This is a genomic window from Candidatus Avelusimicrobium sp. (genome assembly GCF_051874775.1).
GTDB lineage: Bacteria > Elusimicrobiota > Elusimicrobia > Elusimicrobiales > Elusimicrobiaceae > Avelusimicrobium.
The window spans coordinates 1-12991 of sequence record NZ_JBJEGE010000018.1; the positions used below are offsets into that span (position 1 = coordinate 1).

General features: G+C 47.4%; 10 protein-coding genes. 1 reads left to right on the plus strand and 9 read right to left on the minus strand.

What is annotated here, in order from left to right; genetic code table 11:
* From lnt to ACI351_RS03690, 8 genes are all read right to left on the minus strand, one after another.
* A partial coding sequence (gene lnt / locus ACI351_RS03655) for an apolipoprotein N-acyltransferase (RefSeq protein WP_439733904.1) occupies window positions 1-1372 on the minus strand: 1372 nt, incomplete at its 3' end.
* 3 nt (window positions 1373-1375) lie between these two features.
* Window positions 1376-1807, minus strand: a complete 432-nt coding sequence (locus tag ACI351_RS03660; protein WP_439733905.1) for a hypothetical protein — start codon at window positions 1805-1807, stop codon at window positions 1376-1378.
* Complete coding sequence (gene secA, locus ACI351_RS03665) at window positions 1804-4395, minus strand: preprotein translocase subunit SecA (RefSeq protein ID WP_439733906.1); 2592 nt, start codon at window positions 4393-4395, stop codon at window positions 1804-1806. Before secA ends, ACI351_RS03660 begins: the two co-directional genes overlap by 4 nt.
* Window positions 4396-4467: 72 nt before the next feature.
* Entirely contained in the window at window positions 4468-5175 is a 708-nt protein-coding gene (locus ACI351_RS03670; RefSeq protein WP_439733907.1) for a hypothetical protein, read from the minus strand.
* A 111-nt stretch (window positions 5176-5286) separates the two neighbouring features.
* On the minus strand, window positions 5287-6333 hold the full coding sequence (locus tag ACI351_RS03675) for a M48 family metalloprotease (RefSeq protein WP_439733908.1): 1047 nt from the start codon (window positions 6331-6333) through the stop codon (window positions 5287-5289).
* A complete protein-coding gene (locus tag ACI351_RS03680; RefSeq protein ID WP_439733909.1) occupies window positions 6333-7382 on the minus strand; it encodes a M48 family metallopeptidase in 1050 nt (349 codons plus the stop codon). Before ACI351_RS03680 ends, ACI351_RS03675 begins: the two co-directional genes overlap by 1 nt.
* A gap of 3 nt (window positions 7383-7385) precedes the next feature.
* Window positions 7386-7949 carry a LemA family protein gene (locus tag ACI351_RS03685; RefSeq protein ID WP_439733910.1) on the minus strand — a complete coding sequence of 188 codons (564 nt, stop codon included), beginning with the start codon at window positions 7947-7949 and terminating at the stop codon, window positions 7386-7388.
* Window positions 7950-7958: 9 nt separating this feature from the next.
* Window positions 7959-9980 (minus strand): LTA synthase family protein, encoded by a 2022-nt coding sequence (locus ACI351_RS03690; RefSeq protein WP_439733911.1) that lies wholly within the window; start codon window positions 9978-9980, stop codon window positions 7959-7961.
* A gap of 151 nt (window positions 9981-10131) precedes the next feature.
* Between ACI351_RS03690 and ACI351_RS03695 the strand changes: the two genes are divergently transcribed.
* The gene (locus ACI351_RS03695; RefSeq protein ID WP_439733912.1) at window positions 10132-11445 is read left to right on the plus strand and encodes a thymidine phosphorylase; all 1314 of its coding nucleotides are present in this window, start codon (window positions 10132-10134) and stop codon (window positions 11443-11445) included.
* A gap of 88 nt (window positions 11446-11533) precedes the next feature.
* Here ACI351_RS03695 and ACI351_RS03700 read toward each other — a convergent pair whose 3' ends face one another.
* Window positions 11534-12682 carry a hypothetical protein gene (locus ACI351_RS03700; RefSeq protein ID WP_439733913.1) on the minus strand — a complete coding sequence of 383 codons (1149 nt, stop codon included), beginning with the start codon at window positions 12680-12682 and terminating at the stop codon, window positions 11534-11536.
* Between the last annotated feature and the right edge of the window lie 309 nt (window positions 12683-12991).

The window sequence follows — 12991 nt, forward strand, 5'->3', positions numbered from 1 at the left end:
CATTAATAGCTAAATGCTGGTACGGTGCAGCCGTATCAAAAAACCACGCGTCGTTGGTAATGTTTACAAAAAGCTTGGCTCCCTGACGGCTTTGGGACACCCACAACTGTGGGAAAATGGATTCATAACAAATCGTAAGACCAAGCCTTACTCCTCCTACATTAAGAGGCTGCTGATCCCGCGCTCCGGGCGTAAAAGACCCCAAATCTCCCAGCACATCCACATCTGAAAACAATGTACGGACCCCTTTTTCAAGCGGAATATATTCACCAAACGGCACCAACTTTATTTTGCGGTAACTTTGCAGCGCGCCCATATTCGGCGGTACCAAATAGGCTCCCACGTACTGTTTACCGCCTTCCGACACATTTGAACCTACCAGCTGATAAGCCCCAGAAGAAGCAGCAAACATTTCAAAAAGCCGCTGGTACTTTTCGTCTTGCAAAGAAGTCGGAACAGCGCTCTCCGGCCAAACGGAAAGCATTACGTCCGTGTTAGACAAAGATAATCCCATATCCGTCAGCGTATTTTCGATTTCCGTTTCAAAAGTGTTATCCCATTTTTTATATTGGTCAATATTCGGCTGTATCACAGATGCACTTAAACTCAACAGAGGCTGCCCGTGCCGCAAAGATGTTTTGGGTAAACGGTAATGGCCAAAAGTAAATAAACCTAAAAACACAAGGGCCGCCACACTCATATAGCCTACCCCGTGCTTGACGCTCGTTACCGCAAACGCCCAACCGAGGCTGGCGCCCGTAAAGGCCAAAACGAAGCTTACCCCGTATACGCCCGTATACGCAGCAAGCTGTAAGATTTCCGGTGCATTCCATTGTGTATACCCCAGCATCAGCCACGGGAAGCCAAGACCGTAAAACGCCAGCGTTTGATGCACCCATTCTAATGCCACAAAACCGCACGCAGCTAAAAGTGGAAAAAACATTCCCGTCTTTTTTAAATAAAAACAGCTGCCGCCAAAGACCGCAAATTGTACAGATAACAACCCGCTAAGCCCCAGCCACGCGGCCATAGACAATCCCTGCGAAAGACCGCCGCCGTGCAAACACGTATAATAAATCCAATAGAAAATTCCCGCGTGAAACAACAGCGCCGTAAACCACGCATAAAAAAAAGAAGACCAAAACCCGCGGGTTTTGGTGATTGCCCAAATAAACGGGGCAAGCGCAAACCACGCCAGTTCCGAACGGGACGCGCGAGGAAAACTTTCATACATCAGCCAAGCCGTCGCCAACGCACACACGAGCAGGAACAACACCTGCCCCACTCCCGCAAAAAAACATTTTAGACGCGCGCCGAACGAAATTCGCTGGCGCGCGTCTTGATCGGCAATTCTTTCCCTAAAACCTCTCATACGTTAATACGCAATCTGACAAACATTTTCGCGGCACACGGGCACGGCGAACGGACTACATTCTTTTTCTTGTGAAAGAGCTCTGTCCGGACAGGCTTTTGTAACTGCTTTCGACTGCATTTTATTAAAATCCAACGTGTATGAAGCGTTAATGGCGGTTACGCCCTCAGGCCCGATTAAACAACCGCACGGATCTTTGTCCACAATAATACAATCTTCATCCGCCTGACAGTGAAATACGCGGCGCACTCTGGCTTTTTGCGCGGTAGCCTGCGCAGCTTTTTGCTGCGTTTCCTGTTGCGCAGTAAATTCTTTTTCCGTTAAGGTAGACAAAGTTACCTCTATCGGTTTGTCTTGGACAAAAAATACCGGAATCAGGACAAGTACACACCCCGCACTCATAAGCAATAACAAATTTTTGAATTTATTTTTCATAAATTGGCTCCACAACATTTTTTATATTTTTTTCCGCTCCCGCACGGACATGGATCATTGCGCCCAATATGCTTGGAAACAGGTTTTCCGTTTTCAGCATTTTGTGCGGAAGCTTCCTGCGCGCGCTGCGCCGGTGTACGGCGCGGAGGCAATTGCAGGCGGAAGATATATCCTACCATCATATCGCGTACGCGGTTAAGCATAGCGCAATACAGTTTATAGGATTCTTTTTGGTACTCGATCAGCGGGTCTTTTTGGGCGTAACCGCGCAGGCTGACACTGCTTTGAAGCTGGTCAAGTTCATACAGATTTTGTTTCCACGCACTATCCAACAACTGCAATAACAGCATACGTTCTATTTCAGAGAAATTGATTCCCTGTTCGGTAAAATACAGCACGCGCGCATTATACAATTCCTTCACGCGGGCAATAATTTCGTCTGCAAACGATTCACGCGATTTGCGACCTACATTTTCCGCCGTGTAAGCAAAATCCGCAGGGAAAAAATTGCGCAAACTGACATTTAATGTTTCAAAATCCGAATGCTGCGGATGGGACGGATGATAATACTGTTCCACCAGTTCGTCTATGATTTCTTCCATCATCTGCAGCGATTTTTCCGTCATATTTTCCCCGTCTAAAATCGCGTTGCGCAGGCCGTAAATGGCAGTACGCTGCTGGTTCATCACTTTGTCGTAATCCAAAAGCTGTTTACGGATATCAAAGTTGCGCCCTTCCACCATACGCTGTGCACCTTCAATTTGGCGCGTCATCAAGCGTGATTCAATCGCCTCACCTTCTTTCATTCCCATTGCGTTTAAGATGGAAGAAATTTTAGCTGTATTGGCAAATAAACGCATCAGTTCGTCCTCAAGCGAAATATAGAAACGGGAACATCCCGGGTCCCCCTGACGCGCACAGCGGCCGCGCAACTGGTTGTCAATACGACGCGATTCGTGACGTTCGCTGCCGATTACGTGCAACCCTCCCAACGCCACCACTTCCTGTTGCTCCTTGGGATCTGCAGGATTGCCGCCCAACACGATATCCGTACCGCGGCCCGCCATATTAGTAGCAATGGTTACTGCACCCTTGCGGCCGGCCTGACTGATAATTTGAGCTTCCATTTCGTGATATTTGGCATTTAACACTTTATGCGGAATCCCTTTCGCCCGCAGCATATAACTTAATTTTTCCGACTTTTCAATCGAACGTGTCCCCACCAGTACAGGGGCGCCTTTCTTCCATAATGCCTCTACTTCTTCCACAATGGCATTGAATTTTTCACGTTCGGTCAAGTACACCAAATCCGGAAAATCGCGCCGTTTGGAAGGACGGTTAGGGCGGATTTCCACTACGTCCAGTTTATAAATCTGCCAAAACTCATTGGCTTCTGTCATGGCGGTACCCGTCATACCGGAAAGTTTTTTATACAGTTTAAAGAAATTCTGAAACGTAATGGTAGCCAGCGTCTGGTTTTCTTCTTTAATTTGTAAACCTTCTTTGGCTTCAACGGCTTGATGGAGCCCGTCGCTCCAGCGGCGGCCGGGCATCAGGCGCCCCGTAAATTCGTCCACAATAATTACTTCGCCGTCTTTAATCACATAGTCCACGTCGCGTTCGTATAAGTGATGCGCGCGAAGCGCTTGGTTGATGTGATGAACCCATTCGGATTCTACATCGTTATATAAGTTTTGTACGTTTAAAAATTTTTCAGCCTTGGCAATACCCGTATCCGTCAACGTGGCGGTATGGGCCTTTTCATCGATAACAGCATCCACACCTTCGTCCAGCTTAATGCCTTCGTATTTGGCTTTTACTTCGTCTTTTTCTGTAATCAAACGAACTTTTAATGACGGAATTAAACGGTTTACAATATAGTATTTATCCGTACTTTGGTCGGACGGCCCCGAAATAATAAGCGGGGTACGGGCTTCATCGATTAAAATAGAGTCTACTTCATCTACAATACAATAGTTCAGCGGCCGCAAGACACGGTCCTCGCGGGAGATGACCATATTGTCACGCAAATAGTCAAACCCCAGCTCGTTATTAGTTACGTACGTAATGTCTTTGGCGTACATTTCGCGGCGTTCGGCACTCGTCATATCGTGGTTGATATAACCGACGGTAAGACCTAAAAATTCGTGAATGGGGCCCATCCATTGGCGGTCTCGGCGGGCGAGATAATCGTTTACCGTTACGACGTGCACGCCTTTGCCCGTCAGCGCGTTTAAGTAGGAAGGAAGCACCGCTACAAGCGTCTTGCCTTCGCCCGTGCCCATCTCGGCGATTTTACCCTGATGCAGCACAATGCCGCCCAACAGCTGCACATCGTACGGACGCAGGCCAATAACGCGCTGCGCCGCCAAACGCGCCACGGCAAAAGCTTCCGGCAGCAAGTCGGCAAGCGTCTGCCCTTGCGCCAAACGGTCTTTAAACTCCTGCGTTTTAGCTTTTAATTCATCGTCAGTAAATTTTTCAAATTCGGCAGTAAAGAGATTAGCTTCATCTACATAATGTTGAATTTTTTTTAAGTCGCGTTCGCTTTTGGTTCCAAAAATTTTATCAATTACACTTCTGATCATACAGTTATTTTCCTCTAAAAAATAAAATGGGTAAAAACAAAGGGAAACGCTCCGGACAAACGGAGCGGGGGATTATTTAGCGACAGGTTTTTTATTTTTGCTTTTAATTTGCAAATTTTCCGTCTCTGAGGAGGAAACTGCACTGGATGCAGCGCGCAAAAGAGGGGTTTGTTCTTCCTGCGTTTGGCGGACGAACGAATCTACGGCGGACATTACCGCCGCACCGCGGTTATGTTTAAGCGATTTAATCTCTGCCTTCAGTACACGGATAAGGTTTTTAAGTTCTTGGGTCTGCGTTTCGCGCGCGTCCGCAGACAGCGTCTTATCTCTCCGCACATCTTTTAAAACGCGCTTGGCTTCGGATAATTCATATTCACGCAAACAGACCGTTACTGCCCATACACGGTTGAAAACGTCCGTCAAATCTGCGCGGAACAAATTTTCTGCGGAATCAGCGCTTTGCCCCATCAAGCTTGAGGTTAGGGCAGCCTGCCGGTAGATGTCCGTCAAAGCCTGCAGACGAATGGAATTGTCAAAATTACGGGCAACGGCGATTAATTCCGTACGCGCCGGCTTTGTATCGGAGGCTTCGTATGCAGACAAAAAACTTTCTAATACGGCATTATAATCCGTATCGGTTTTGGCGCGCTCCAATACAGACGGATTGTATTGCGAAAAAATATCCAGCACTTGTTCGCGTGTGAAATGCGCCGAATCCTCCTGCGCATACAGCGCGGGAGTTAAAACAAGTGCGGCTAAAACAAATAAACTGCGACGCATAAAATATCTCCCTAAAAACCCTTTCTTCTATTGTGCTATTTCTAACCGTATTCCGTCAACCCCTTTGCGATAGCCGGCTATAATGCAGAACTTATCTAAAGCGCTTACGGCTTATCTTTTATCCGTATCGTCAAACAAGCCGTCCATATCATTCAGTGCGCGGATCCGTTCTTCCACCGGCGGGTGAGAACGCCCCATTCCGCTCAAGCGGTCAAAAAAACGGTCCTGTCCCTGCGGGCGTTCAATACACATGATCCCAATTAAACGACACCCGTCTAATGCCTCTATACGGCTGTCCTGACTGATACGCCACAGCGCACGCGCCAAAGCACGCGGGTGGCGGGTAGTTAAAGCAGCCTGTGCGTCGGCCAAGCTCTCCCGCGTGCGAGACAGCGCAAAACGAATCAGCGGTGCCAGCACATATCCATACGCCATCAACAAAAAACCCGGGTAAACAAACAACGGACAGTGCGAATGAAAATAAACTCTGTTCGCCACGCTCTCCCAAGAATGATCAGCATTCTCCCGATCCGTACCGTAAATCAACATTTCACCCGCAAATGCAAAAAAGGCCGTACAGGTAATCACAATCGCCATCAGCCGCGTATCGTAATGACGGATATGGGCCAGCTCGTGCGCAAAAACCGCCTCCAACTGCACTCTGTCCAAGCGTTTTAAAAGTCCGCGGGAAACGACTATTCCCGCCTGCGCGGGATGCATTCCCACCGCGAAGGCGTTTAAGGAGTCGTCCTCCAACACATACAGCTGCGGCATCGGCATTCCGACGGTCAAACAAATGTTTTCAAGCGCCGTATAGGCGTCAAACTCATCCCAACGCGATACGCTGCGCACGCCCGCTACGGAATCCAAAACGATCCGGTCCCCCTGACGGTACGCCATCCACGCCCAAAAACAAGAAACGGCAAAACAAAAAGGTAACAGCCACACGCACATTTCGTGCGCCGAAATAAAAGACTGGTTCCACACGCTTGCAAACGAAAAAACATTGGTGTAATGCGCGTATTTAAGCAGTCCCCACAAAATATAAAATCCCAATACCGCCGCATACGCAAACAAAACGGAAGAAACGGGAAACAAGGCAAGTAATATCAAACTGCGCCGTTTATTGCGCTCGATATATTCATACGCGGTCGCCATTATATTCTGCCGTCCATTTCCCGCAGCGCGGCCACGCGCGCTTCAATCGGAGGATGCGTGGACAATAATCCCGATAGCGAAGAAAATAACCCTGCTTTTTTCAGCGGATTTTCAATACACATTGCGGCCATACTCTCGCGCTTGTCAAGCGCTTCAACGCGGCTGTCGCCTGAAATTTTCAGCAAGGCGTTTGCCAGCGCGCCGGGGTTGCGCGTGGTCAGCGCGGCGGTGGCGTCGGCCTGAAACTCGCGCCGTCTAGAAAGAGCCAAACGAATAAGCGGCGCAATAACATACCCGTAAATCATACAGATAAAGCCCATTACCAAAAAGAGCAAAGCCGCATTGCCGTTATTTTTATTACTGCGCCGGCTGGAAGAGGCTGCCGCGCGGAAACAAATCTCGGCTAACATCGTAAAAAAAGAAATACCCGCCACCGTAATCAGCATTAACCGGATGTCGCGGTTTTCCACGTGCGCCAGTTCGTGCGCGGCTACGCCTTCCAATTCCGCACGGTCTAGTTTTTGCACGATGCCTTTGGTAAACGCAATGGACGCGTGTTGCGGATCCCGTCCGGTGGCAAAGGCGTTTAGGGAGTTATCGTCCATAATATAAATTCGGGGAACAGGCAGACCGCGCGTAATGCACAGATTTTCCACCAAACGGTAAATTTCCGGTTGGTCCTCTTGGTGAATTTCAATCGCGCCCGCGCTGCGAAGCAGCATTTTATCGCCCGAATAGTAGGCGATTAAAATCCAAATCATCGCCCCCAGCCAGCACAGCGGGCCGATATACATCATCCATTCGCTTGCCGTCTGCAAACCGCTTTTGGCGGGAACGGAAGAGGACGTTTGAATATGGCGCACGCTGCCGTCCGCCATACGCACCGCGCGCGTTTGAGGACGCGTTTGAACGGCAGTGTCTCCGTGCGCAAGCCCGAAAAAACCCCACAACACCAGCCACGTAAACAGCGCAAAAGTGATTGGAAATAACAAAACAAGCAGCACGGTGCGCCGCTTGTTTTGGGCAATATGTTCGTAAGTGGTGGCCATAAACTAGAATTTCACTTTGACCGCCTGACGGGCTTCTTGTTCGTTGTCAGCCAGTTGGAACATCTCGCGTTTTGTAAACTGGAACATAGAAGCAAAAATGTTGCTGGGAAAAAGCTCAATCTTCGTATTCAACGCCAATACATTGCCGTTATAAAACCGGCGGGCGGCTTGAATTTTGTCCTCCGTATCGCGCAATTCGCGTTGGAGTTCTATAAAATTAGCATTGGCTTTTAAATCGGGATAATTTTCCGTCAGCGCGAACAACGATTTGAGCGTGCCCGTTAAAATATTTTCCGATTCAGCCGTTTCTTTCACCCCTCCGTGCGCAGCCATAGCCATATTGCGGGCCTGAATCACTTTTTCCAGCGTACTGCTTTCGTGCGCGGCGTACCCTTTAACCGTTTCCACTAAATTAGGAATTAAATCATAGCGTCGTTTCATCTGCACTTCAATATCGCTCCACGCTTCATCCACGCGGTTTTTCAGCACGACCAACCCGTTGTATACGCTTACCGCATACACGGCCAGCACAATTAAAATAACCACTACAATCCATAATCCGTTCATTTTTATCTCCTAATTATCGCTTTCGTTTTTCTTTTGGTTGTGATAAAACTGGTAACGTGACGTTTCATACAACCCCTGCGCCAACTTTTTCATATGCTCAAAACGCTCCGGTTCTTTTTGAGACATATCCTCATTGTAATTTTTGTCCTTATATTTGTAAAGCCCTTCCTTTCCGCCTTGGCTGTGGTAGTAGTAATCTCCTTGCACAAACCCCAATACAAACGGAGAAACCGCCCACGCGTAAATCAGGGCGCCTTCTTCGGATCTGGTCGGGGAAAATACATCGCGTCCGACGGACCGCGTCATATACGAGCGCCCCAGCATTCCCATCATCGTGGGCAAAATATCCACTTGACTGGCCACCGTATCCACCACCCGCGCTTCTTTAATCGGGCCGCCCGTAATGATTAACGGAATTTGGTGGTTAATCAAGTTCCACTCCACATAACCGCGCGGCATATTTTCGGACTGCGGAGCCGACAGCCCGTGATCGCCAAAAATAAAGAAGAGCGTATTTTCATACCACTCCTGCTTCTCCACCAATTTGAAAAATTCGCGCAGGGCGTGGTCCGAAAACCGCAGCGAATTATATTCGTCTACACTGACAAAGCTACGTTTATGCGCCAACTCTGCGCCAATGTCTTTGGACTCGAATCCGGCGTTGTCTTTGGGAATGGTATACGGACGGTGGTATCCCGACGTTTGAATGAATGCTAAGAATGGTTTTTTAAGCGTTTGTTGTTCTTCGGTTAGCACGCGGTCCGCTTCGCGGAATAAGTCCAGATCCGAAATTCCCCATACGTCATTACGGTGTTCATTTTTAAACGCTCCTTCTTCGTACATATTTACGCCCGTCAGGTTATGTTCTAAAATGCCGCGGATATTTCCCCAGCTTGCGCTGCCGCCAATGAAATAGTATTTTTCATAATCCGTAAGCGCATTGATAATTAAATGCTGATCTACGACAAGCGGATTGCGCGAACTGGTTTTAAAAGATGTTACATCCGGTATACCCGTTACAGTAGCAAACACCGCGCGAGCCGTAGCCGAAGTCGGCGAAAAGAATTGTGTAAACAAAATAGAACGGTCCGACAGTTCTTTAACAAACGGAGTGGGATCGATGTCCGGATTGTTGTGTGACAATTTGTTCCACGCTAAAGATTCCATAAAAATCAACACGACGTTGTACTGTTTTTCCGCACCTTTTTTGGCAGCAATCACACGCTCGAAATTTAACGTTTCCGGATCCGGATGCTGCACACCGAGGTATTTGGAAACCGTATCGTAATAAGCAACGGTTTTTTCTTTATCAAAACTGTCAGCTTTTACAAAACGGGCCGTATCATAAATGTTAAGAGCGGGGTTGAGCGTTAAATTGCAAATAAAATTGTTTGTAGAATGATAAGCATTGCTCCAACGCAACGGATACTGGCTGATTTGTCCAAACATCAGCGCACCCGTAGCCAATACACCAAACACCAGCCACGCCGTGCGGCCTTTCCAATAATACGCATCACGGCTTTTGAGGGCTTTACACTGTAAACGATTGACAAACCAGCCCCACAACACACCCCAAACGATTAAACCAAATACCGCCCATAACAACGGGTACGTCTGCCACGCCATCTGCAAAGAAATAAGTGCGTTTTCGGAATATTTAAAAATAGAATAGTTAATACGCATTGAAATATATGCATAATGGGCGAAATCGGCAAAATAAACCAGCAGCACGGCCGCTTCCAACACGCCGTAAAACACCGCTGTCAGTTTGCGAATTTTGTACAAGGCGCGCCAAAAAATCCCCACCGAGAAAAACAGCCCCAGCGGAATCGCCAGCGCACACGCCACACGCATATCAAACTTGGCCCCTATGTAAAAAGTTTCCCATAATTCGTGGTAATGGGACGGTAACAGGGCAGCCCGAAATACAAATAAAAAGATTACACGAAAGGCTGTAAATACCAGCCAGTTCGCCAAAATAAACTTAAAATAAGATTTAATCCACTCCGGAATGAGTGCTCTTTTTTGCATATCTTTCTCCTGCATTAAGTTACGTATATGATATCAAATTTTGCACGGTGCCGGCCGCCCTTTTACTTTCGCACAAAGGGGCTTCTCTTTTCTGTGGCAAAATGATAGGCTAAAGGCATCAGGCGGTATCTGCAAAAAGGAGGACGCACCAATGAGAATGATTGACTTAATTATTAAAAAACGCGAAGGTAAAACTTTATCGCAGGAAGAATTTACGTTTGTCGCCAACAGCGCAGCTAAAGGCACCGTGCCGGATTACCAGCTTTCCGCTTTCTTGATGGCCTGTTTCTTAAATCCGCTTTCTGATAAAGAAACCGCCCTCTTTACGAAAGCGATGGCACACTCCGGCGGACGGTTAGATTTTTCCGCCACCAAACTACCTAAAGTAGACAAACACTCCACCGGCGGAGTAGGGGACGGCGTTTCCATTGCGCTTGCTCCCTTAGTGGCGTGTGCGGGCGTGGCGGTACCAATGATGTCCGGCCGCGGCCTTGGACACACAGGCGGGACGCTTGATAAATTGGAATCAATGAAAAATTTTGAAGTGCGCGTGCCCGCCAAACTGATTTACCGCCAAATTCAAAAACTGGGCGTATGTATGTTCGGCCAGACCAAGGACCTTGCTCCCGCCGATAAAAAACTCTACTCTCTGCGCGACGCCACCGGTACCGTGGAAAGCCGTCCGCTGATTGTTTCCAGTATTCTTTCCAAAAAATACGCAGAAGGCGTAGACAGCTTGCTGATGGACGTAAAATACGGTTCCGGTGCGTTTATGCAGAAACTGGACGACAGCCGCAAGCTGGCCCGCGCGCTCGTTAACACGGCTAAACTGCTCGGGCTCAAATGCCGCGCACTAATTACCTATATGGACCAACCGCTTGGCCGTGCTATCGGCAACGCTAACGAAATGCTGCAAACCGTATTGATTTTAAAAGGGGATAAAACCCTCGCGCCTGATTTCTACGAACTGTTAATGCGCGAAGCCGTCGAAATGCTAATGCTCAGCGGCAAATTTAAAGACGCTAAAAAAGCACGCGCCTTATTGGAAGAAAAAATCAACAACGGTGAAGCCGCCGCCAAACTGCGCGAAATGATTAAATGGCAGGGCGCCAGCCCCGACGCCGTTGACCATCCCCAGCAATATTTCAAACCCGCTAAATTGAAATTAGAATACAAAGCGGAAAAAGCCGGTTACGTAGCGCATATTGATGCCAAGACTGCCGGTATGGCAGGCGTACTGTTGGGAGCCGGACGTAATACAATGGAAGATACTATTGACTACGGAGCCGGCATCTGGCTGGACAAAAAAGCCGGCGACGCGGTAAAAAAAGGCGACGTCATCGCCACGCTGTACGCATCGGACAAAAAACGCTTGGAGGACGGGATTGCATTATTTAAGCAAGCGGTAAAAATTTCCGCCAAAAAACCCGCACCGTATAAAATTGTAAAAGAAGTAATCAAATAAAAATCCTTGCTTTAAAAGGAACGAAAAACGGTCTTCTGATAAAGAAGACCGTTTTTTATATGGCACAAAGAGGAATACAAAATAAAAATTAATCAGGGCAGCACTCCACATTACGCATCCTCGCCGGACATTTTGTAACCGGACCCTCACAATACAACGCCCTAACTCTATAGAGAGGAGGATGCCCCTCACTTGTCTCTGTAGGATTCGTCCTCCACCAAAAAGCGCAGAACCCCGGAGATTCTAAAGATCCGTGCATAGGTAATAGTGGGCAAACATCTTTAACCTCTGTGTAATATTGCTGCGCACAAACGGAAAGTATTTCTTGCGGACATTTATCTATTTTTGTTAACCTTATCTTTTTTGCTTGATACACCTGATTCAATATATAGTCCATAACATCGGTTTCAGTAGGAGCCGCAATGTCTTGAGCCGGCCATACAACCCACTCCCCCGGATATTCTTTTTCACACCCCTCATTTGATGTAGCGGCGAAATAGTCTACGCATACTTTTTTATTATTGAAATCTTCCGTTGAGCACGAAAACTGACCATAAGTAATTTTTCCGTCACAAGTGTCTTGTGCGAAATCAACCCCGCTAAAAGAATAGGAATATTCAAATTTCTCGGAACTCAAAGAAACCTGTCCATATTTCGGGTTACAGGTGCGCTTCTGGCCTTTTGATTTTAACAAATACTGTTGCGCGCAATTTGTGCCGCACGCCTTATCAGCCTGATACTCGTTGCTCCATACCATATCCGCCGCCTCGTGCTGTGCAGTAATTTGCGATGCTCCGTTATTTACATTCAGCGTTGTTGCTTTCGCACCCGCTACCGTCAGCGTTGTACCGTACAAATTGTTAGACTTCCCAACCCCTTGCCCTGATACATTCACGACTTTAGACAATAAACGGCTTCCTTCTAATTCTCCGGCCGAGTTTAACGTGATTTTCTGCAAAACGTAATCACCCGCGTTTGAACGGCCTAATGTGGTGTTTGGGGATAAATTCGTATTTTCGATATCGACATTATTATTCCCCTTTAACTGTACTTTCCCTCCCGTACCAATTTTCGTACAGAAATTAACCGTTGTACCTTGGGCAGGAGCAGAATAGTCCACCGCTTCCAGCCGGTTAAATGAGCCTACAGGACTAGACAATACAGTAATAAACTGCATTTCTTCAGCGCATACACAACTGGACAATAATATAAATACAGCGAAATAAAGTTTCTTCATAAAATCTCCTTAAATGGCCCCAAAATCCTTTTTAACAAACAGAAAACAACACCCCAGTCAGGGGATATAGGGGCGGCCTATTTCCCACTGTATCAAAAAAAAAAAAAACGAGTCAAGGCCAGCGGAGAAACTCCCACTTCTCCACCCCCGTTTGATTACTGAATCCACACTGTTTTGGAAATGTCACAAACAAAGAAACGGCAAGCCAAAAAAAGAAAATTCCTATGCCCAAAACTCCCGGGTCCTATACTTATACTGTACATTCCTCCACTGCTCGTATATTAACAGACTGCTCTTCCCTTTCAAGTA

Bases quoted from the DNA above. Each gene is read 5' to 3' on its own strand.
- ACI351_RS03695 (WP_439733912.1), top strand. From the start codon at position 10,132: ATGAGAATGATTGACTTAATTATTAAAAAACGCGAAGGTAAAACTTTA.
- ACI351_RS03685 (WP_439733910.1), bottom strand. From the start codon at position 7,949: ATGAACGGATTATGGATTGTAGTGGTTATTTTAATTGTGCTGGCCGTG.
- ACI351_RS03680 (WP_439733909.1), bottom strand. From the start codon at position 7,382: ATGGCCACCACTTACGAACATATTGCCCAAAACAAGCGGCGCACCGTG.
- ACI351_RS03660 (WP_439733905.1), bottom strand. From the start codon at position 1,807: ATGAAAAATAAATTCAAAAATTTGTTATTGCTTATGAGTGCGGGGTGT.
- ACI351_RS03670 (WP_439733907.1), bottom strand. From the start codon at position 5,175: ATGCGTCGCAGTTTATTTGTTTTAGCCGCACTTGTTTTAACTCCCGCG.
- ACI351_RS03675 (WP_439733908.1), bottom strand. From the start codon at position 6,333: ATGGCGACCGCGTATGAATATATCGAGCGCAATAAACGGCGCAGTTTG.
- ACI351_RS03690 (WP_439733911.1), bottom strand. From the start codon at position 9,980: ATGCAAAAAAGAGCACTCATTCCGGAGTGGATTAAATCTTATTTTAAG.
- secA (WP_439733906.1), bottom strand. From the start codon at position 4,395: ATGATCAGAAGTGTAATTGATAAAATTTTTGGAACCAAAAGCGAACGC.
- ACI351_RS03700 (WP_439733913.1), bottom strand. From the start codon at position 12,682: ATGAAGAAACTTTATTTCGCTGTATTTATATTATTGTCCAGTTGTGTA.